Annotated in this window: 14 protein-coding genes; 11 read left to right on the top strand and 3 right to left on the bottom strand. The window is 63.3% G+C overall.

Annotation, left to right across the window (positions count from 1 at the left end):
* Window positions 1-36 precede the first annotated feature (36 nt).
* On the bottom strand, window positions 37-1254 hold the full coding sequence (locus tag VGN66_RS15065; RefSeq protein ID WP_327519632.1) for a sugar-transfer associated ATP-grasp domain-containing protein: 1218 nt from the start codon (window positions 1252-1254) through the stop codon (window positions 37-39).
* 185 nt (window positions 1255-1439) lie between these two features.
* A complete protein-coding gene (locus VGN66_RS15060) occupies window positions 1440-1601 on the bottom strand; it encodes a hypothetical protein (RefSeq protein ID WP_327519631.1) in 162 nt (53 codons plus the stop codon).
* Window positions 1602-1687: 86 nt separating this feature from the next.
* Here VGN66_RS15060 and VGN66_RS15055 point away from each other — a divergent pair, with 86 nt between their 5' ends.
* From VGN66_RS15055 to VGN66_RS15015, 9 genes are all read left to right on the top strand, one after another.
* Window positions 1688-2698, top strand: a complete 1011-nt coding sequence (locus tag VGN66_RS15055) for a hypothetical protein (RefSeq protein WP_327519630.1) — start codon at window positions 1688-1690, stop codon at window positions 2696-2698.
* Entirely contained in the window at window positions 2691-3518 is an 828-nt protein-coding gene (locus tag VGN66_RS15050; RefSeq protein WP_327520279.1) for a sulfotransferase domain-containing protein, read from the top strand. The genes VGN66_RS15055 and VGN66_RS15050 overlap by 8 nt, the downstream gene beginning before the upstream one ends.
* A gap of 61 nt (window positions 3519-3579) precedes the next feature.
* On the top strand, window positions 3580-3846 hold the full coding sequence (locus VGN66_RS15045; protein ID WP_327519629.1) for an HPr-rel-A system PqqD family peptide chaperone: 267 nt from the start codon (window positions 3580-3582) through the stop codon (window positions 3844-3846).
* A 3-nt stretch (window positions 3847-3849) separates the two neighbouring features.
* Window positions 3850-5736, top strand: a complete 1887-nt coding sequence (locus tag VGN66_RS15040; RefSeq protein ID WP_327519628.1) for an asparagine synthase-related protein — start codon at window positions 3850-3852, stop codon at window positions 5734-5736.
* Between the two features lie 646 nt (window positions 5737-6382).
* Complete coding sequence (locus tag VGN66_RS15035; protein WP_327519627.1) at window positions 6383-8071, top strand: glycoside hydrolase family 3 protein; 1689 nt, start codon at window positions 6383-6385, stop codon at window positions 8069-8071.
* Between the two features lie 96 nt (window positions 8072-8167).
* Entirely contained in the window at window positions 8168-9103 is a 936-nt protein-coding gene (locus VGN66_RS15030) for a formylglycine-generating enzyme family protein (RefSeq protein WP_327519626.1), read from the top strand.
* Window positions 9100-10824: a sulfatase gene (locus VGN66_RS15025; RefSeq protein WP_327519625.1), complete on the top strand. Its 1725-nt coding sequence runs from the start codon at window positions 9100-9102 to the stop codon at window positions 10822-10824. The genes VGN66_RS15030 and VGN66_RS15025 overlap by 4 nt, the downstream gene beginning before the upstream one ends.
* Window positions 10821-12080 (top strand): MFS transporter, encoded by a 1260-nt coding sequence (locus VGN66_RS15020; protein WP_327519624.1) that lies wholly within the window; start codon window positions 10821-10823, stop codon window positions 12078-12080. Before VGN66_RS15025 ends, VGN66_RS15020 begins: the two co-directional genes overlap by 4 nt.
* 199 nt (window positions 12081-12279) lie before the next feature.
* Window positions 12280-14568, top strand: a complete 2289-nt coding sequence (locus VGN66_RS15015) for a TonB-dependent receptor (RefSeq protein WP_327519623.1) — start codon at window positions 12280-12282, stop codon at window positions 14566-14568.
* A 61-nt stretch (window positions 14569-14629) separates the two neighbouring features.
* Here the strand turns inward: VGN66_RS15015 and VGN66_RS15010 are convergent, their stop codons facing one another.
* The gene (locus tag VGN66_RS15010) at window positions 14630-15670 is read right to left on the bottom strand and encodes a LacI family DNA-binding transcriptional regulator (RefSeq protein WP_327519622.1); all 1041 of its coding nucleotides are present in this window, start codon (window positions 15668-15670) and stop codon (window positions 14630-14632) included.
* 159 nt (window positions 15671-15829) lie between these two features.
* Here VGN66_RS15010 and VGN66_RS15005 point away from each other — a divergent pair, with 159 nt between their 5' ends.
* Window positions 15830-17731, top strand: coding sequence for a sulfatase-like hydrolase/transferase (locus tag VGN66_RS15005; RefSeq protein WP_327519621.1), 1902 nt, complete (start codon window positions 15830-15832; stop codon window positions 17729-17731).
* Between the two features lie 2 nt (window positions 17732-17733).
* On the top strand, window positions 17734-19206 hold the full coding sequence (locus VGN66_RS15000; protein ID WP_327519620.1) for a sulfatase family protein: 1473 nt from the start codon (window positions 17734-17736) through the stop codon (window positions 19204-19206).
* Window positions 19207-19248 lie beyond the last annotated feature (42 nt).

Below are 19248 nucleotides of genomic sequence, written 5' to 3'. Positions count from 1 at the left end.
ACGGTTGCGCACTCTTCGCCTGTATCGTCTGCGTACTTAGAAGAACCTCGCTAAGGCCGCACGTGCAACCAAGTGCAACGGGCGCGCATTTGCGCACGCTGGCTTCCATGCGCTGAGTACATGCGCAAGGTCGCAAACGGCGAGACCCGCGCGCTCTGGTAAGCTGGCCAGAATCCAATTGCCGCCGACATTTCCCTCCAGCATGACCGGGCCGTCGCTGGAGACGATCACGTCCCAATGCACGACTGGCAGACCCGGGAGAGCGGTCATTGCGCTCAATGCTGCACGCACGGCCTCATTGAAATCGGCGACTTTTCTATTTTCCAGTGCGACTCCATTCCATGGCAACACCCTGAGCCGATCGCGCGGCCGCGCCAGCAGCAGCCCCTGCGCCATGGTGCCCGTTGCGCTATCGACCGGTGCAAAGACCGTTCCCTCCAGGAAGTTTGCAGGATTCTGCCCAGGAACGCCGATCGCCATCAGTGCCGAATGCAGGAATGGCTGGGCTCCGGGATATTGCGCCGTGACCAAGCGCAGGACGGGTGCCCGCCCCCCTTGGGAGAGATTTTCCAGCGCGGGGTGCGCGCGCACGCGTTCCTGAATCAACAAATCGTCATGACGCACCGATCGCGCAATTCGCGCGAGCAGATCAGGCTCTGAAACCGGGCGTCCATCCATGCGCCACTCGGACTCGACGTAGTCGAGTGCGAATCCGCCCCGGCCACCATGCCCATGTCGGGGTTTTGCGAAAAGCGCCGTGCCTGCACACAGTTCAGCGGCAAGCGCGATTGGCTCTTCGGATCGTATGAGCTGGACAAGTTTCGGAAACACCGGTCCCACCGCGGAAAGCGCGGCAGCAGCCGCCAGCTTGTCGGTCAGCAGACGCTGGTCTTCACCGGCACCAAGCCGCGAAATGAGGAGGGCAGACGCCTTCGCTGGCAGCGGGTGGGGCGTTGCATGCAGCGACCGCCAGACATGCGCTTCCAAGGGAGAGGCGCCCGTGCGTACGCAATCGGCATAAACGGTCCACCGTGCGAGGGTCGGCAACCTGCGGGCAAGTCCCGCCACCTGGCCCGCAACGGCCAAGGGCCACAGCAAGCGGCTGGCGAGCCAGATGATTCCGGACGGTATCGGCGCGTGCTTGCTGCGCCACTGCGCTGCGGCCCAACGACGAAGATCGGCCAGCGCGGGGTCGTCCGGGCGCGCCCAGCCTTCCCCATCCCATGGCAGTTCGCGCCAGTATCGCTTGATCATTGCCGCACCTAGGTCCTCGCCCCGGAATTTGAGGCGCTTACCGCAGCGGTCGCAGCGGCATGCCAGTCAGGCACCGGAGCGCGCTTGGCACGCAAAATTCTCGTCACGCTTCACAATTCAAGCGGCCGCCAAGTGGGGCTGACGGATCAGCCAGGGGGCCGTCCAACGCCCCCCCCGGCCGCTGATTACGAACCGGGCTTGAGAAACGCGCTTCCTTCCATGCCCGACGTGCCAGTGCCGCTGGTGATTGCACTGATATCGGCATCCTCGATCACCGGCGCGGACCAGGCCTTGCGCGCGTCGTCCGACTGCGGAAGCGGTGCATCGTTGTTCTTGGGGTCGTTCATCGTAAATTCCCTATCGCGCCATTCGACGGCATCCGTCCTATCGGCCTCGCCGTGCCGCATCAAATCAAAACGGGCTGACGTGGAAAATGTTCGCCAGGGAGCGCTTGTATTTCCGAACAGCGCCTCACATGCGTCGACCGATGTCAGACCTGAACGCACCGCAGCTTTATCGTTATCGTTTGTCCGGGCTGTGCGTGGCATCGCCATTCGCGCTGCCCATGCGATCACTGGTCGCGGACGAAGAGGCCGGTACCCCCGACGTCATATTCCGCTTGGGAGACATCCCCCCTGGCCTGGATGAAGTGACCCATCGCGGCGCGAGCTGGACCGCGAATGCTCAGACTTGCCTGCTGGAACTGCCAGGAATCGGCCGCTTCCTCGCCGAGGGTGGGAAGTGCCTGACCGTTTCACCCGCGCCCGGCGTTCCGCTCGACGATATCCTGGTGTTCGTGACGGGAACGGCCTTCGCGGCTATCCTGTATCAGCGCGGTGCGTTGCTGTTGCATGGATCGGCCGTGGTCTATCACGATCGCGCGTACGTCTTTTGCGCCCCGAGCGGGACGGGGAAATCCACCCTGGCGGGCGCACTTGTTGAGGCGGGCGCGGCGTTTCTGGCCGATGATGTCTGTGCAATCGAACAGACTGCGGACCATGTGCGCGTGCGCGCCGATGGCCGCTGCCTTCGGCTCTATCGCGACAGTATCGACCATGTCGGCCTGCATGGCAGCGTCGGCCAGCGCGTGCGGCAACGGCTCGACAAGTTTCATGTCGCGATTGATCAGCAGGGCAGATCGGCGACAGACACCGCGCCGCTGGGGGCAATCTTCATCCTCGGCAACTCGAATGCGAGTTTGCCACCCGGGATCGCACGAATGCCCTCGTTGATGGCGGCGCAGGCATTGTTGCACGAAACCTATCGCCGACGGCTTGCGCTCGCCTATTCAAGCCAGAGCTGCCTCGCGACGGCCGTCGCGACATTGCTCAGCCGCGTGCCCGTGTACCATTTTCGGCGCCCGCGCGATTTCGATTTGCTCAGCGAAAGCGTTGCAATGGTTCACGCCCATTGGGCAGAGCAACTGTTGGCGGGCGATGGTTGAGATCCCTGCGGGCCTGATCTGGCTCGCCTCCTATCCCAAATCGGGCAATACCTGGATGCGGATCCTGCTCGCCAATCTGCTGTCCGGCGCTACACAGCCCGTCGACATCAACAAGCTGTCCGAACCCAAAACGCTGATCAGCCGCTGGCGGTTCGCGGACGATATGCTCGTCGATGCGGACCTGTTGAGCGAAGCCGAATTGGCGGCGATGCGGCCAGTTCAATGCGATTTTGTCGCGCGTACATGCGCTACCCCATTCTTCTGCAAGACGCATGACCGCTTCTGGGTGGCGCCGGATCAACCGACGCTGGGCACGATGGCGCGAAAGGCGCTCTATATTGTCCGCGATCCCCGCGATGTCGCCGTCTCGCTGAGCCATCATGCGAGCCTGTCGATCGACGGGGCGATCGCCCAGATGACGGATACGAGCACCCGCTCGTCGGGGTCGGCGCAACTGATCTATCGCGTGGGGAATTGGGCGGAGCACGTTGCCGGTTGGACCGAACAGCGGGTCACCGAGACGATGGTCGTCAGATATGAAACCATGCACGCCGACACGATCGGAACCCTGCGCGCGATCATCGACTTCATCGGTGGCAAGGCGAGCGATGCGGCGCTGTCCCAGGCGGTGACGAACGCAAGCTTCAAGGAGTTGCAACGCCAGGAGGCGCGCCAGGGATTCAGCGAGAGTCAGCCGGGTCAGCAACACTTCTTTCGGGCCGGCAAAGCGGGCGGTTGGCGCGACGTACTGACCCAACGCCAGGCGCGTGTCATTGAAGACTGCTTTGGCCCGATCATGGTCGCAAATGGTTACACCTAGCCGGGATCAGAGCGCTCACGAGCGCGGGAAACGCGCGCGGAATCGAAATCAGGAAATTTGGATGACTCAAAAGATTCGCCGAAATGACGATGTGTTTACGGCACCGGTGGATGGCACAATCCTGTTGTTGAACGCTGAAACCGGGAGTTACCACGGCCTGAGTCCGGTCGCTTCCCGAATATGGGAATTGCTGGCCGATCCGACCGACGAGACGGCGCTTGTCTCGCAACTTCTCGCAGAATTCGCGGTAACGCCCGAGCAGTGCGCGCGTGAAGTGACGGACTTCCTCGCCGCGCTGCGTGCGCGCGGGCTGATTGACGAGACCTGACCGATGCGGCTGATCGCGGGTATCGTGCAACTCGATGGCGGGTCAGCCGCGCAATCGAGCCTGTCGCGGATGGCCGCCGCGATGACGCCGCCCGGACTGCATCCAACGCTGGCAACCAGACTGGACGGACCAGCCGGATTGCTTGTGCTGGATTTTTCAGGCGCTGCGGCGCCGTTGGTCGATCGCGACGGCTGGATCATCGCTGCCGATGCCCGGCTCGACCGCCCGATTGGCGAGCCGGAAGCCGATCTGCTGCACGCGGTCGCGCGCCACGGCCGCGACTTTCCCGATCGACTGGACGGAGATTTCGGCGTCGCGCTGTGGGATCGCCAGCGCCGCGAACTGTGGCTGGGACGTGATTTTATCGGTGCCCGACCGCTCGCATGGAGTTGGAAGGCCGGCCGCTACCTGGCGTTTGCGAGCCTGCCCAAGGGGCTGCACGGTTCGGGGATCGCCGCATCGGCACTCGACCATGTCGCGCTCGCCCGGAAGGTAATCCAGACCTATTTCTCGGGGGCGGATAGCGGCTATGCCGAGATTCGCTACCTGGAGGCCGGGCACAGCCTGCGCATACGCGCCGGGGATGACGCGCCACCCCGCGTCCATCGCGCATACCGCCCCGACGCTGCTCAAGTCGGGCAATGGCGGGGAACGCCGCAGCAGGCGGCAGCGCGGTTGCGCGATCTGATCGAAGATGCCGTGTCGGTACGAATGCCGCAAGCGCGACCGGTCGCGTGCCACCTCACCGGCGGGCTCGACAGTTCGTCGATCACGGTGCTCGCGGCACGCCACGCGCGGTTGGCGGGAAACGCGCTGATCGCGCTCGGTATAGGCTCTGAGGCCGATGGCCCCGCCGACCTCGACGAGCGTCCGATGATCGCCGCCGTGCTCGATCAGGAACCGGACATCACCTATCGCGTCATCCGCGATGTTCCCTTCATGCCGGGCCTCACACAAGATTCGGACTGGCCGGGGAGCATTGTCGGCGGAAGCGACGACCAGATCATGGCCGATGCCGCCGCTTTCGGAGCCGATCTCCTGCTGAGCGGGGTCGGCGGGGATGAGGGCGCGACCTATAACGGTGCCAATCTCTATCTCGCCGCACTGCGGGCCGGGCGACTACCGACGCTGGTTCGCGAATTGTCGGCGCGCGCGAAGGTCGATCAGGTATCGGTCATGCGGGAGGTGCGCGGTCGGTTGGCTACCCCGTTGCTCGCCGCAGCCCGTCGGACGGGACGCGGCGTGATGGATAAGCAACATGGCGCGATCCGGTTTCTGGCTCCGGCAATGGCAGCGCAGGTGGAACACGGGCGTCTGACCCCTGTGTTGTCCAGCAATCGCCCCGCAGACCGGGTGCGCGCGTTTGCCGACCATCATATCCCGTCGCGCTGTACCTATTACTCAGTCCTCGCTGCCCGGCACGGACTGGCGGTCAGCTTTCCAATGCTGGACCGCCGGGTCGTGGATTTCATCCTGTCGCTACCCGTCCATTTGTTTCTCGCCGACGGGTATGCGCGGCAACCGTTCCGGCGCGCCATGAAGGGCATCCTGCCCGAGCGGGTACGCCTCTCGACAAGCAAGGTCGGCCTGTTCGACCACCGGTTCCGCCTTTATGCCGAGCATCGCGAAACGTTCCTCGAGCTGGTCGATCGGTTGCGCGCCCTCCAGAATCCCACGCTCACAACCATCTTCGATCTAACCGCGATCCGTGCAGGCATCGAATCGCTGCCGAGCGTCGCGGAGGTCGCGGCGCGAACGTCGCGCGGAATGCGCGTCGTCGGTCAATCCCTGTGGGTCGCGCCCTTCGCGCTGGAAGCGTTGAGCCTCGCCTCCCGCATCGCAGGGGATCTTGAGGCGTACGACGCAGTCGTGCCACCCAACGAGGAATGATTCAGGTCAGACGCGGCGGAACGATACAGGCGCGGGTACGTGTCGTGCGGTTCGATCGAGTTGAATGTCCGGTCCTGGCGAGACGTGGCCCAAAGCCGCACGTCGTCGTTCAAGCAGCCTTCGCTGGGCGAAGACTGTCAACAAGTGGGTGGTTAGGGCGTCGATTGAGGATGTCGCTCGCGGCGGTCTTGCCGTTCCACCGACCGCCTGCTCAACCTCCGAAGCTTTCCGTTGCTATCTCAGTGCTCGTCGAGGGTCGCTTCTAGCGACCGGGTGCTGCTACTTCGGGCGAGCGCTGCGATGCAGTCATTTCTGCCGGGATAGAGCCCACGCCCCAACGGTCGAGCCCGGTTGACTATCGTCAACGCTTCGATATGTAGCGCTACATCACGAATAGATAATTGAGTGCAACCGGTGCTGGCGCATCGAAAGCACGTTCAGGTGAGAGGGTGAAGGCGTTCAACTTTATGGCCCGCATCCTTAAACCCTCGCCAATTGCCGTAATTCCGCTGCAGGCGGATTTGCCGCTGACGGTTGCGATCTCAGATGCTGTGAGCGCGCGTCGCTCGGGCGCGCCAAGGCCGCTTCCATCCCGCCCTCAACAACGCCCCTCCGGCCGACATCCCTCCATCGAATTCGGGTATCAATGACCAGCCTCTGCGCATCCGCAACGCCCATCTTCGCACTCTCGGAGCAAGATCTCTCATGGGTGGAACGGGTGCGTGACGGCCTGACCGCCGAACAAAAGATCGCGCAGCTGTTCGTGCTCTCTTCGCGGCATGACACGATCGAGGAAGTCGACTGGCTGGCCGGCTTTGCACCGGGCGGCGTCCACCGTTTTCCGACGCATGACCTCACCGCGGCCTGGGCCGCGACCCGCGCGCAGCTCGATCGATCGGAAGTGCCGCTGATCCTGTCGGGGGACATTGAGGGCGGGATGCTGAGCGCTCCGTTCGCGACCCCGATCCCCAACCAGATGGGCATCGCCGCCTGCGATGATCCTGACCTCACCGAGCGGCTCGCCCGGATTGTCGGGAAGGAAAGCCGCGCGCTTGGCTATAACTGGTCCTTCACGCCGGTTGTCGACATCAACCGCGCGTTCCGCAACGCCGTGGTCGGAACGCGCTCCTATGGTTCCGACCCGGACCGGATCATTCGCCATGCCAAGACCTATATCCGGGCGCTCCAGGCCGAGGGGTTGGCGGCGTGCGCAAAGCACTGGCCGGGTGACGGGATCGACGATCGCGACCAGCACCTGAGCACGTCCGTCAACTCCCTGTCGATGGACAAATGGGCGGATAGTTTCGGGCGCATCTTCCGCTCCATGATCGCCACCGGGGTGATGACCATCATGACCGGGCACATCGCCCTGCCCGCCTTTGTGCGGGCGCGCTTCCCCAATTCGGGGCGCGAAGCCTTTGCGCCCGCCGCTGTGTCCCGGCTGCTGAACCAGGAACTGCTCCGCGAAGAGCTGGGGTTTGGCGGCGTCATCGTCTCGGACGCCACGGTGATGGGCGGCCTGACCAGCTGGATGGACCGCGACGCAGCCGTCCCGGCGGTGATCGAGAACGGGTGCGACGTGTTCCTGTTCAGTCGGGAGCCCCGCGAAGACATGAACCGCATGCTCAATGGCTTGCGGGAAGGTCGTCTTTCGGAGGCGCGGCTCGAGGAAGCCGTCACCCGAATGTTGTCGCTCAAAGCCGCGCTCGGGCTCCATCGCGCAAGCCCGGAAGAGCGGCTGCCACCGCTTGACGCGCTAAAGGCGCGGCTTGCCACTGACGATCACCGCGAGACGGCACGCCAGGCCGCGGGCAAAAGCATCACGCTGGTGAAAGACACACAGGCGCTGCTCCCTTTGGATACCCAGCGCCATCGGCGCATCGTCGTGATTGCCGATGAGGGCTGGAACTTCGTGTCCGGCGCCGCGCCACGCAGCTTCGACCCGCTGCTCGATGCGTTGACGGCAAACGGGCACGAGGTCCGGCCCTTCGACTCCGAAAACCTGCCGACATCCGACGATTGCGACTTGCTGCTCTATCTCGTCGGGCAGGAGGCGACACCGGCAATCAGCCACATCTACCTCGATTTCACGAAGCTGCATGGCGGGTCACGCCTCGCCATGGTCCAGTTCAATTGCGAAATCCCGACCCTGCTCGTCTCGTTCGGACAGCCCTACTATCTCTACGACGCGCCGAACATGTCGACCTACGTCAATGCCTACAGCGCATTACCCGGTGTTCAGCAGGAACTGGCCCTGCGCCTGTTCGGCCAGCGCCCGTTTATCGGGGACAGCCCTGTCGATCCCTTTTGCGGACTGGAGCAGCTCGCGTGGTAAGCAGAGCCAGCAGTCCCCGTCAGCAGCCGGCGACTGCTGTCACCAGAAGCGGACCAGCATGCGATGAATGAGATCACCGCCCCTTCGACCCAAGCCATGCGGCATATTCGCGGCGGCGTCTTCGCCATGGGATCAGACAAATTCTATCCTGAGGAGCACCCCGTACGGCAGGTGCGCGTCGATGGGTTCTGGATCGACGAAACCCCCGTCACCAACCGCGATTTTGCCAAGTTCGTCGATGCAACGGGACACCGCACGCTCGCCGAAATCGCCCCGGATCCGGCCGATTACCCCGGCATGCCCCCCGAACTCGCAAAGCCCGGTTCGCTGTTGTTCATGCCGACCAGCGGCCCGGTGGATTTGCGCGACTTTACGCGCTGGTGGCAATTCAGCTTCGGCACCGACTGGCGGCATCCGCACGGACCAGACAGCACGCTGGACGACCTGTGGGATCATCCCGTGGTGCATATCGCCTATGAGGACGCTCAGGCCTATGCCGACTGGGCGGGCAAGGCGCTGCCGACCGAGGCCGAGTGGGAATTCGCCGCGCGCGGCGGGCTCGATCGCAGCGACTTCGCCTGGGGCGACGAACTGGCCCCGCAGGGCGCGATGCTCGCCAATTTCTGGCAGGGCGCGTTTCCGCATCAGAACCTGCTGACCGACGGCTTTCTGCGCACCTCTCCGGTCTGCACCTATCCGCCCAATGGCTATGGTCTGTTCGACATGATCGGCAATGTCTGGGAATGGACGGCAGACTGGTATGCGCTGCACCAGCCGGAGCAAAAGCCCGCCGGTGCCTGCTGCGTGCCGTCCAATCCGCGCGGCGGCAGCGAGCGCGGAAGCCTCGATCCATGCACCCCGCACGTGCCGATCGGCCGCAAGGTGGTCAAAGGCGGATCGCATCTCTGCGCCCCCAATTACTGCCAGCGCTACCGGCCAGCCGCACGCCACCCGCAGTCGGTGGACAGCTCGACCAGCCATATCGGATTCCGCTGCATCATCCGGGACAATCAGGAGGACATGCCATCATGACCCGCCCCCGCTCCACCCTTCGCACCGCTGCCTTCGCGGCATGCGTCCTGCTCACCACCGCTGCATGGGCAGGCAGCCCGCCTGCGCCGCGCCTTGACGACCGTCAGGCACCCCAGGCCGGCGCGCGCGCGGGCAAGCCGATGAACATCGTTTTCGTGCTGGTCGACGACCTGCGCTATGACGCGATGGGTTTCCTCAAGCCCGGTCTGAAGACCCCGAACATCGACCGCTTGGCCAAGGAAGGTGTGTATTTCCCCAACGCCGTGGTCACCTCCTCGCTCTGTTCGCCGAGCCGCGCGACGATCCTGACCGGTCAGAGCACGCGCAATCACGGCGTCGTCGACAATCATGATTCATCCGAAGCCCATCTGACCTTCTTCCCGGCCTATCTCCAGCAGGCGGGGTATCAGACCGGCTTCTTCGGCAAATGGCATATGGGCGCGGACACCGACGCCCCCCGCCCCGGTTTCGATCGCTGGGTCAGCTTCAAGGGACAGGGCACCTATTTCCCGACCGACCTGCTGTCGCCGGAACGCATTGCCGCTGGCGAGCGTCAGCTGCTCAATGTCGATGGCAAAAAGGTCAAGCAGACCGGTTATATCACCGACGAACTGACCGATTATGCGATGACCTGGCTTGAGAAGGACCGCGACCGGAGCAAGCCATTCTTCCTGTACCTCAGCCACAAGGCCGTCCATTCGGACCCCGCCCCGCCGGAGCGCTACAAGACGCAATATTCGGATCTGAAGATCGAGCTGCCCGACACGATGGCCAACACGCCGGAAAACAATGCCGGCAAGCCGATGTGGGTCCGCAATCAGCGCAATAGCTGGCACGGGGCCGACTTCCCCTATCACACCGACCGGTCGATGACGGAGCAGGTGCGCGACTATTATCGCACGCTCAGTCCGGTCGACGACAGTCTGGGCCGGATCATGGCCTATCTGCGCAAGAACAAGCTCGACCAGAACACCATGGTCGTCTTTTATTCCGACAATGGCTTCCTGATCGGCGAGCATGGGCTGATCGACAAGCGCAATGCCTATGAACCCTCGGTCCGGGTGCCGATGGTCGTCTGGGCGCCCGGGATGCTGCCCAAGGGCGTGACCAATCCGGCGGTGGTGCGCAATCTCGACCTCGCCCCCACGTTCCTGGATGTCGCGCGGCTCGGCAAGCCGGCGCAGATGGAGGGCAAGAGCCTGCTGCCGGTGGCGGAGGGGAAGGTCGATGAAAAGGCATGGAACGCCGGCGACTTCATCTACGAATATTATTGGGAATGGAGCTTCCCGCAGACGCCCACGACCTTTGCAATCCAGCGCGATCGCGTGAAATATATCCAGTATCACGGCGTCTGGGATATCGAAGAGCTGTACGACCTCAAGACCGACCCCGACGAGCGCAAGAACCTGATCAACGACCCGGCCTGGCTGGAGACCAAGATTACGCTGCGCAAGGCGCTCTACGAACAGCTTGCCAACAACAAGGGCCAGCATGTCGTGCCGTTCAGCGAAAAGACCAGCGCCGGGCTCGTCCACCGCAAGATCGACGGGTCGCGCGCGGCCGATTTCCCCGATGGCTGGTATGTCGAGCCGAACCTGCCCTCCAAGATGAACGGCCTGTTCCCCGACAATTCCGAGAAGCAGGAAGCCGAAAAGCAAAGACGCTTCTACCGCCCGCGCCGTCCCGAAGGCCCCGCCACGTCGCCCGGAGAGCCGAAATGACCCCCGTTCACGACGTCGCGACCGGGGAGACACGCCCGGTTTCAACCGGCTTCATCGCGATCTATGTCCTCGCCCAGTTCGGCATCTGGATCGCCCTGCTCACCCCGGTGATCCTGACGATCGCGCTGCGCGTCGGCGAAATCGCGACCGAGGCGGAAAAGGGGAAGTGGCTGGGCGTCATTCTTGCCACCGGGGCATTCGTGGCGCTCGTCTCCGCGCCCGTCTGCGGCGCACTGTCCGACCGAACCCGCAGCCGCTTTGGCCGTCGTCGTCCGTGGTTGCTGGGCGGACTGGTGGTCAGCGGCATCGGGCTGCTCGTCCTGGCGACGGCACCCAGCCTGTTGCTGCTCGGTCTTGGCTGGATCATCTGTCAGGCCGGTTTCAACGCCATGCAGTCGGCTTGCCTGCCGATCCTCCCCGACGTGATCCCCTTCCGCCTGCAAGGGCGGGTGGCCGGCTTGCTCGGCATGACCTCAACCGCAGCGACCTTCGCAGGAAGCTGGATCACGCAGTTTACCCAGACATCGACGCTGCTGATGTTCCTGGCTCCGTTCGGCATCACCGTGATCGGTGTCCTCGCGCTCGTCCTGATCCTGCCCGATCGGATACCCGCCAATGAGAACAGTGCGCGCACCAGCCTGTCCGCGATCCCGCGCGCGCTGATCAAACCATTTCTGGATCATGATTTCAGCTGGGCATTTATCAGCCGCTTCCTGATCATGATGGCTTGGTCGTTCCTGCTGACCTACCAGCTGTTCTTCCTCACCGATCAGCTTTCGCTCGAAAAGCTCGAAGCGACCCAGGTCATGGTGCGATCGATGGCGATTATCGCCGTTGCCACCATCAGCATATCGATCCTCGGCGGCTTCATTTCCGACTGGTCCGGGCGGCGCAAACCGTTCGTCGCACTCGCCGCGGTCATCGAAGCGGCGGGCTTCCTGCTGGTGGCGCTGGCCCCGTCGGTGCCACAGTTCCTGGTCGGCGTTGCCCTCGCGGGGCTGGGCAAAGGGCTCTATTTCGCCGTCGATCTCGCTCTGCTCGCGGCGATCCTGCCGAATGAGGAAGAGCGCGCCAAGGATATGGGCGTGTTCCAAATCGCGAACTCGCTCCCCCAGTCGCTCGCTCCCGCCCTTGCGCCCGCGATCATCTTTTGGGGAAGTGCGAGTGGCGACAATTACGCCGCGATCTTCATCGCCGGCACCATCTTCGCCCTGCTTGGCGCGGTCGCGATCGCACCGATCCGGCGCTCGCGATGAAGGAATAACGCGCCTGATATCAAAGGGTCAGGTCAAAGGCTTCGGACACCGCCGATTGCCGGACCAGAACCAGTGATTCGGACTTCCTGACCACCGTTTTTTAGCCAGCGCCGCCACCCCCGCCCACGGTTGACGACCATATGTAAGAGGAATATGTAGCGCTACATTATATCGACAATAACGAATTTTGGGGAGGATTATGACGTACCGTTTCAAAACCCTTGCGCTATGCAACATCAGCGCGCTCGCCCTCATCCTGCCGCACGCCGCCGCCGCGAACAGCGCCCAGTCGGACACTGCCGCGACTCAGGAAGGCGAGCAGCCCGACTCCGATGAAATCGTCATCACCGCGACATTGCGCGAGCAGACGCTGCAGGAGGTGCCGGTCGCCGTCTCTGTAGTGAGTGGCGAACGGCTGGACGCGATCGGCGCATCCTCGGTCGAGTCGGTTGCAAACGCCGCGCCGTCGCTCACGTTCACCAAGGGCAGCAACCAGTCCAACAGCTCGCTGAGCATCCGCGGCATCGGCACCACCGTGTTTTCGGCGGCAACCGAACCCGCCGTGTCGGTAATCGTCGATGATGTTCCCACGGCCCGGTCGGGTCAGGGCTTCCAGGACCTGATCGATGTTCAGCGGGTAGAAGTCCTGCGCGGTCCGCAATCAACCCTGTTCGGCAAGAATGCCTCTGCGGGTCTGGTATCGGTCACGACCAAGGCGCCGAGCAGCACGCTCTCGGGCAATTTCGACGCCATGCTTGCCGAGGGCGGCGAACTGCAGCTTCGCGGGTCGATTTCCGGCCCTCTCACCGACAAGCTCGGTTTCAGCCTGAGCGGCTTTTTCAAGGACTTTGACGGCTTCGTCGAGAACGTCTCGGGCGTCGGCGACCGCAAGCTCTCGGGATATAATGTTTGGGGCACGCGGGCGAAGTTGCAGTTCGAACCGACCAGCGACTTCGAGGTCACGCTGATCGGCGACTATAGCAAGGGCAGCGACACCACGGTTCCTACGCTGCGCGCGCTGGGCACCGCTGCCTATGCCAATGCCGTTGCACCGGTCATTCCGTCGGCTGAAAACCGGCAGGTCAATCTGAACGCCGACAACACCAATGACAGCGAGCAGTGGGGCATTTCCGCACGCATACGCGCGCGCCTCAGCGACAATTTCGAACTGGTATCGATCAGCGCGATCCGGAACTGGGATTTCATCGGCCGCGGCGACACCGACTATACGTCGCTGACGGCGCCCGTCGCCGGTGTGAATTTGTGGGACGTCAACAGCGGCACCACGACGCTCCAGCAGCTTACGCAGGAAATCCGGCTTGTTTCGGGTGACCTGGGCGGCTTCGATCTGTTGCTGGGTGCCTTTGCCTCCAAGGTCGACATCGACACCACGTTCCAGCGTCGCCAGGTATTCCTTGCGGGGCCGCGCAGCGGACAGTTTTCGGGCAGCACGTCCAGCTCGAACATCGCGGCATTCGTCAGCACGAACATCGATCTGACCTCGACGACGCAGCTGTTCGGCGGCCTGCGCCTGCTCCACGAGACGCTGGACTGGAGCGCGGTCCGCAGTCCTGCCGACGTGCTGGTTATGGGCGATCAACCGCTGACCGGGGCTACCGGCACGGCAGCCAATTTCTCGAACTCCACCGACGATACCGCGTTGGTCGGAAAGATCGGTATTCGCCAGAATATGGGCGACCTCGGCAATGTCTATGCAAGCTACGCGCGCGGGTACAAGGGCAAGGGCTTCAACCTGATCTTTGCAACCCAACCATCGGACCAGCCCGTGAACCCGGAAACGTCGGATGCGTTTGAGGTCGGCGCAAAATTCCAGACGCTCGACCGCAAATTGTCGGTCAATGCCGCGTTGTTCTACACCAAGTATCGGGGCTATCAGTCGCAGGCGCGCTTGCCCGGGGACATTTCGTTCTACCTGTTGAACGCTGGCACCGTTTCAACGCGCGGAGTTGAGGTTGAAGCGACGCTGAAGCCGACCAGCCTTCTCGATATCTCACTCGGCGGTACGCTGTCGGATGCGCATATCGACAGCTTCCCGATCGGCCCCTGCTATGTCGGCCAGACTGCGGCGCAGGGCTGCGTGGGCGGCTCTCAGGATCTGAGCGGTGGCGTCCTGCCCAACGCTCCGGACTTCCGCGGTACGCTCTATATCCGCCAGAAGGTGCCGTTCGGCGACAGCGCGCCAATCGACGGCTTCGTCCAGACGAACATCGTGTACCAGACCAAGGTGCAGTACAGCCTGGATCAGGACCCGTTGACGGTTCAGGGCGGCTATGCGGTCGTCAACGGCGCTTTCGGACTGGAGTCCAAGGACGGCAACTACTCGATCTCAGTGTTCGTCAAGAACCTGTTCGACAAGAACTTCACGGGTAACCTGTTCAACTCCACCTTCAACGGCGGACGGCTATATCAACAGGTTCTGCGTGACGGCGAGCGCCACTTTGGCGTGCGCGCATCGCTGAAATTCTGACACGCTACGACATAGCGTCTACGACGAAGGGCGGTGGAGCGATCCACCGCCCTTTTTCGCGTCAGTCGCGAACGGGATAGTCGCACACCGACGCGCGCTGCACGATTTCATGGGGGATGTAGATCACGTCATTCGCGCGCTGCTTCGGATTGTGCAGCTCCTGAATTAGCCGTTCCGTCGCCTGTTCGGCAATGCGCGAGAGCGGCTGGCGAACCGTGGTCAGCGTCGGCCAAATCTTCACCGCGATCGGTGTGTCGTCGAACCCGACAATCGACATATCTTCCGGCACGCGCAGGCCACAGCGGTGCATCACATTGACGATGGCGGCGGCGATATCGTCGCTGCCGGCCAGGATGACGCTTGGCCGGTCCTCCATGTTGCAGATCCTTTCGGCCAGAGCGAGGCCCGCCTCATAGATCGGCCGCGCCTCCCAGATGAACCGCTCGTCAAGGGCCACACCTTGCTCGGAAAGCGCGCGTTTGACCCCCGCCAGTCGCGTCTGCCCCACCATGGCTCCGGGCAGCTTCACAAAGCCGATCCGGCGATGCCCCTTTTCCAGCAGCAGCCGGGTGACCTCATAGGCCGCCAGTTCGTCGTCGATCCGAACCGAGGGCATATCCGGCAAATTGGTGCCGGGCGCGAGGCCGATCATCGGGATGCTGAGCTTGGCCGACATCCCGCTGAAACTCACCAGTTCGCACAGCGGCGGCGGAACAAGCAGGCCGTCGATCCCGCTGACGGCAAACGCCGCGACATCATCAAGCGGCTTTGCCTCGTCATAGCTTCGGATGATCAGCTGAAATCCAAGGCGCACCGACGCCTTCAGCGCGCCCATCAACATGGCGCCCACAATGGCGTTCTCGACATCGCGGTACAGCAGCCCGATCCGGATCGATCCGGCGCTCGCGAGCGCGCGGGCCGCGACATTGGGACGATAGTTCAGCTGTTCCATCGCATCCAGCACCGCCTGCCGCCGTTCAGGCAGCACGCTGGGCTTGTTGTTCAGAACGTTGGACACCGTCATCGTCGAGACGCCGGCGACCTTTGCGACATCCGCCATCGTCACAACATTCTTGCTACGGCGACCGGGACCTTTCGTCATGGCAATTCCCTATGCGGTTTGCGCACCGATTGACAAGGCCGCGCCGGACTATATCATTTAGCGGTAAATCAAACGACTGCGTCGACTAAGGGCACGCAATTTGTATGTTGGGAGAGGGTCGGCTGCGATGACGATTGCCTGTGCATCACGGCGCGTCGGATGACCGGTGCTCGCACCACCCGGCGGCAAGTCATGGCAGGCACGGTCGCGGCACTGGCAACCCGCGGTCTTCCGACAGCGGCAGCGGCGAACCGCGCGCTCCCGAATATTCTGTGGATCGTTAGCGAGGATAACTGCCCCTTTATCGGTGCCTATGGCGACCCTCTGGCGCGCACCCCCGCAATCGATCGCTTGGCGAGCCAGGGCATCCTCTACCGCAACGTCTATTCCACCGCGCCGGTCTGTGCGCCGTCACGCTTTGGCATCCTGACGGGCGTTTATCCCGAAAGCTGCGGCCCGGCCCATCATATGCGCGCCAATGCGCATCTGCCTGCGTTTATCCGCACCTATCCCGAACTGATGCGCACCGCTGGATATTATTGCACCAACAACGCCAAGACCGACTATAATTGCGACGTCAATCCCGACGCGATCTGGAGCGCCCACGGAGCGAAAGCCCATTGGCGCGATCGTCCCCCCGGCACCCCGTTCCTGTCCGTCGTCAACCTGATGACGACGCATGAATCCCGCCTGTTCAAACCGGTGAGCGGCCGCGTCGCCTCGTCGGATATCGATGTCCCGGCGCACTTGCCCGACACGCCCGAGATCCGACAGGACTATGCCAGCTACTACAACCTCATGGAGCAGATGGATGGCCAGGTCGCCGGCCTGCTCGATGAGCTGGAGGCTTCGGGCCTCGCCGACGATACGATCGTTTTCTACTATTCCGACAATGGCGGCTCGCTCCCCCGCTCGAAGCGCTACTGTCATGATGAGGGGCTGCGCTGCGCCCTGGTCGTGCGGGTACCGCCCAAATTCGCCCACCTCTCCCCTCACCCGCCGGCCAGCGTGGTGGAAACGCCGGTCAGTTTGATCGACCTTGCCCCGACCCTGCTGTCGCTGGCCGGGCAACGCGCGCCCGCGACGATGCAGGGCAGCGCGTTTCTGGGCAATCGCCGGTCGCCGCCAAAACGCTACGCCTTTGGCATGCGCAACCGGATGGACGAGCGTTATGATTTCGTCCGCACAGTCACCGACGGTCGTTATCGCTACATCCGCAACTATGCGCCGCACCGCCCGTGCGGCCAACATCAGGCCTTTGCCTGGCTGGCACAGGGCTATCAGTCCTATGAACGGGCATTCCTCGCTGGCCAATGCACCAGCCAGCAACGCCGCTTCTTTGAGCGCCGTCCGGTTGAAGAATTTTACGACCTGAAGACCGACCCGGACCAGATCGACAATCTGGCCACGCGCCCCGAACAGCACAAACGCCTGTCCGCGATGCGCCGCGCGCTCGACGCGCACATGCTCGCGATCCGCGACAACGGGTTTATCCCGGAGGGCCTGTCGATCGAGGGGTATCAGGCCAGTCGCTCGACGGCGGCTTATCCGCTTGAAGACATCATGGTGCTGGCCGAGGACGCGGCGCGCGGCGACCCGGCGCAGGCGCAACGTTTCGGCGACCTCCTTTCGCACCCCAATGCCGTGATGCGCTATTGGGCAGCGACCGGGCTGCTAGTCATGGGTCCGGCTGCGCGTCCCGCTGCCGTGAACCTTCGCACCGCGATGGAGTCGGACCCCTGCCCCCAGGTCCGCATCGTCGCCGCCGAAGCCGCGACCCATCTCGGCATGGCGGACGCTGGCGTGCGGGTGCTGGCCGGTCTGCTCGCCGCGGATCAGCCCGACGCCGTCCGCCTCCAGGCGATCAACGGGCTGACGTATGTCGCGCCCGATCATGCACGGGCCGCGCGCCCGACAATCTCGGCAGCAAAAGACGATCGATATTTGTTCGTCAGAAGCTGCGCCATCTATCTCGAGGCGAGACTCACCGGTCGCTACCGACCCTCCATGCCGGTGTTCGACATCGACCGGCTAGGCAAGCAATCCAGAAGCGAAGGTTGATCATGAAGACGCTGACGAAACTTTTGGTCGCCGCCAGCATGTTTGGGATCGCGGGCTGCGCCGCCGCGCCGGTGTTGCCCGTCGTCCCGATGAGCGCAGGACAGGCCCCGCAGGAAAAGAAGAAGCCCAACCTGATCGTCATCCTCGTCGATGACCTTCCCTGGACGGACGTGTCGATCAACAAGGCGAGCACCGTCAGCACGCCCAATATCGACCGTATCGGCGAGCAAGGCGTCAATTTTACCGCAGGCTATGTCGCCGCGTCGGTCTGCGCCGTTTCGCGCGCCGCGCTGCTGACCGGACGGACGCCGGCGCGCTATGGCTTCATGTACAACATCAACGATCGCGGCAACCTCGATGCCGGGGCCGGCCTGCCGACCGATGTGCCGACCATCGCCGAACACCTCAAACCGATGGGCTACCGGACCGCCGTGTTCGGCAAATGGCACCAGGGGGCAGATCCGAAATTCTACCCGACCCGGCGCGGCTTCGACGAGTTTTTCGGATTTCTGGCAGGTGAGACGATTTATGCCGACCCGGATACGCCGGGCCTGGTCACCACACCGACCAAAGCGGATCGCTACGAGCCTAAAGCGCGGGAAGGCGGCGGCCGTCTGTTCGAGGGGCCGGAGATGCGGATCGTCGAGCAACCGAACCAGTATCTGACGGAAACCATCACCGAGCGTTCGGTGGACTTCATCCGGCGCAGCGCCGCGTCGGGCGAGCCTTTCTTCGGCTATGTCGCCTACAACGCCCCGCACTGGCCGCTGCAGGTGCCAAAACCCTATTATGATCGCCGCAGCGAGATCGCCGACCCGGTTCGCCGTACCTATGTGGCGATGGTCGATGCGCTCGATGTCGGGGTCGGGCAAATCCTGAAGGCGTTGAGCGATACCGGCGTACGCGACGACACGATCGTCATCTTCCTGTCCGACAATGGTTGCCCCGTCCAGTTCGGCTTCTGCCCGGAATCGCACCCTTGGGGTGCGGGCAAATTCACCTATCTCGAGGGCGGAACCCGTGTCCCCTTCCTGATGTCCTGGCCCAATGGCCTCAAGCATCGCGGCACGATCGCCGCGCCCGTCAGTTCGATGGACATCCTGCCCACTATCCTCAGGGCCGTCGCGCCTGACCAGCCATTGGACAAGGAACTGGAGGGGCAGGATCTCGTCGCCACCGTGGCCAAGCCCGCGACTGCCGAGCGCACCCTGATATGGAGCCAGCGACCCGTGCGGGCCATTCGCGAAGGCCGCTACAAGCTGTGGCACTCCGACGACTGGGCGCAGACACGCTTGTACGACATCGAAGCCGATCCGTGGGAAACCAACGATCTGTCCGCTGCGATGCCGGATCGGGTTCGCGCGATGAAGGACAAAGTCGACCGCTTCGACGCCTCCCTGCCCAAGCCGCTATGGCCGCTGAAATCCACGCGAGAGATGATCATCGGCGGCCGAAAGACCGAATTCGTTTATTAATAGGGTGACATCGTGATCAGCTTCTCAAAACGGCAGCTTCTG

Source organism: Sphingomonas sp., assembly GCF_035998645.1.
Lineage (GTDB): Bacteria > Pseudomonadota > Alphaproteobacteria > Sphingomonadales > Sphingomonadaceae > Sphingomonas.
The sequence above is the reverse complement of the archived record's forward strand: the minus strand, read 5'-3'. Positions and strand labels throughout refer to the sequence as shown.

Bases quoted from the DNA above. Each gene is read 5' to 3' on its own strand.
- VGN66_RS15055 (WP_327519630.1), top strand. From the start codon at position 1,688: ATGTTCGCCAGGGAGCGCTTGTATTTCCGAACAGCGCCTCACATGCGT.
- VGN66_RS15045 (WP_327519629.1), top strand. From the start codon at position 3,580: ATGACTCAAAAGATTCGCCGAAATGACGATGTGTTTACGGCACCGGTG.
- VGN66_RS15040 (WP_327519628.1), top strand. From the start codon at position 3,850: ATGCGGCTGATCGCGGGTATCGTGCAACTCGATGGCGGGTCAGCCGCG.
- VGN66_RS15060 (WP_327519631.1), bottom strand. From the start codon at position 1,601: ATGAACGACCCCAAGAACAACGATGCACCGCTTCCGCAGTCGGACGAC.
- VGN66_RS15020 (WP_327519624.1), top strand. From the start codon at position 10,821: ATGACCCCCGTTCACGACGTCGCGACCGGGGAGACACGCCCGGTTTCA.
- VGN66_RS15005 (WP_327519621.1), top strand. From the start codon at position 15,830: ATGACCGGTGCTCGCACCACCCGGCGGCAAGTCATGGCAGGCACGGTC.
- VGN66_RS15065 (WP_327519632.1), bottom strand. From the start codon at position 1,254: ATGATCAAGCGATACTGGCGCGAACTGCCATGGGATGGGGAAGGCTGG.
- VGN66_RS15035 (WP_327519627.1), top strand. From the start codon at position 6,383: ATGACCAGCCTCTGCGCATCCGCAACGCCCATCTTCGCACTCTCGGAG.
- VGN66_RS15050 (WP_327520279.1), top strand. From the start codon at position 2,691: ATGGTTGAGATCCCTGCGGGCCTGATCTGGCTCGCCTCCTATCCCAAA.
- VGN66_RS15000 (WP_327519620.1), top strand. From the start codon at position 17,734: ATGAAGACGCTGACGAAACTTTTGGTCGCCGCCAGCATGTTTGGGATC.
- VGN66_RS15015 (WP_327519623.1), top strand. From the start codon at position 12,280: ATGACGTACCGTTTCAAAACCCTTGCGCTATGCAACATCAGCGCGCTC.
- VGN66_RS15010 (WP_327519622.1), bottom strand. From the start codon at position 15,670: ATGACGAAAGGTCCCGGTCGCCGTAGCAAGAATGTTGTGACGATGGCG.
- VGN66_RS15030 (WP_327519626.1), top strand. From the start codon at position 8,168: ATGCGGCATATTCGCGGCGGCGTCTTCGCCATGGGATCAGACAAATTC.
- VGN66_RS15025 (WP_327519625.1), top strand. From the start codon at position 9,100: ATGACCCGCCCCCGCTCCACCCTTCGCACCGCTGCCTTCGCGGCATGC.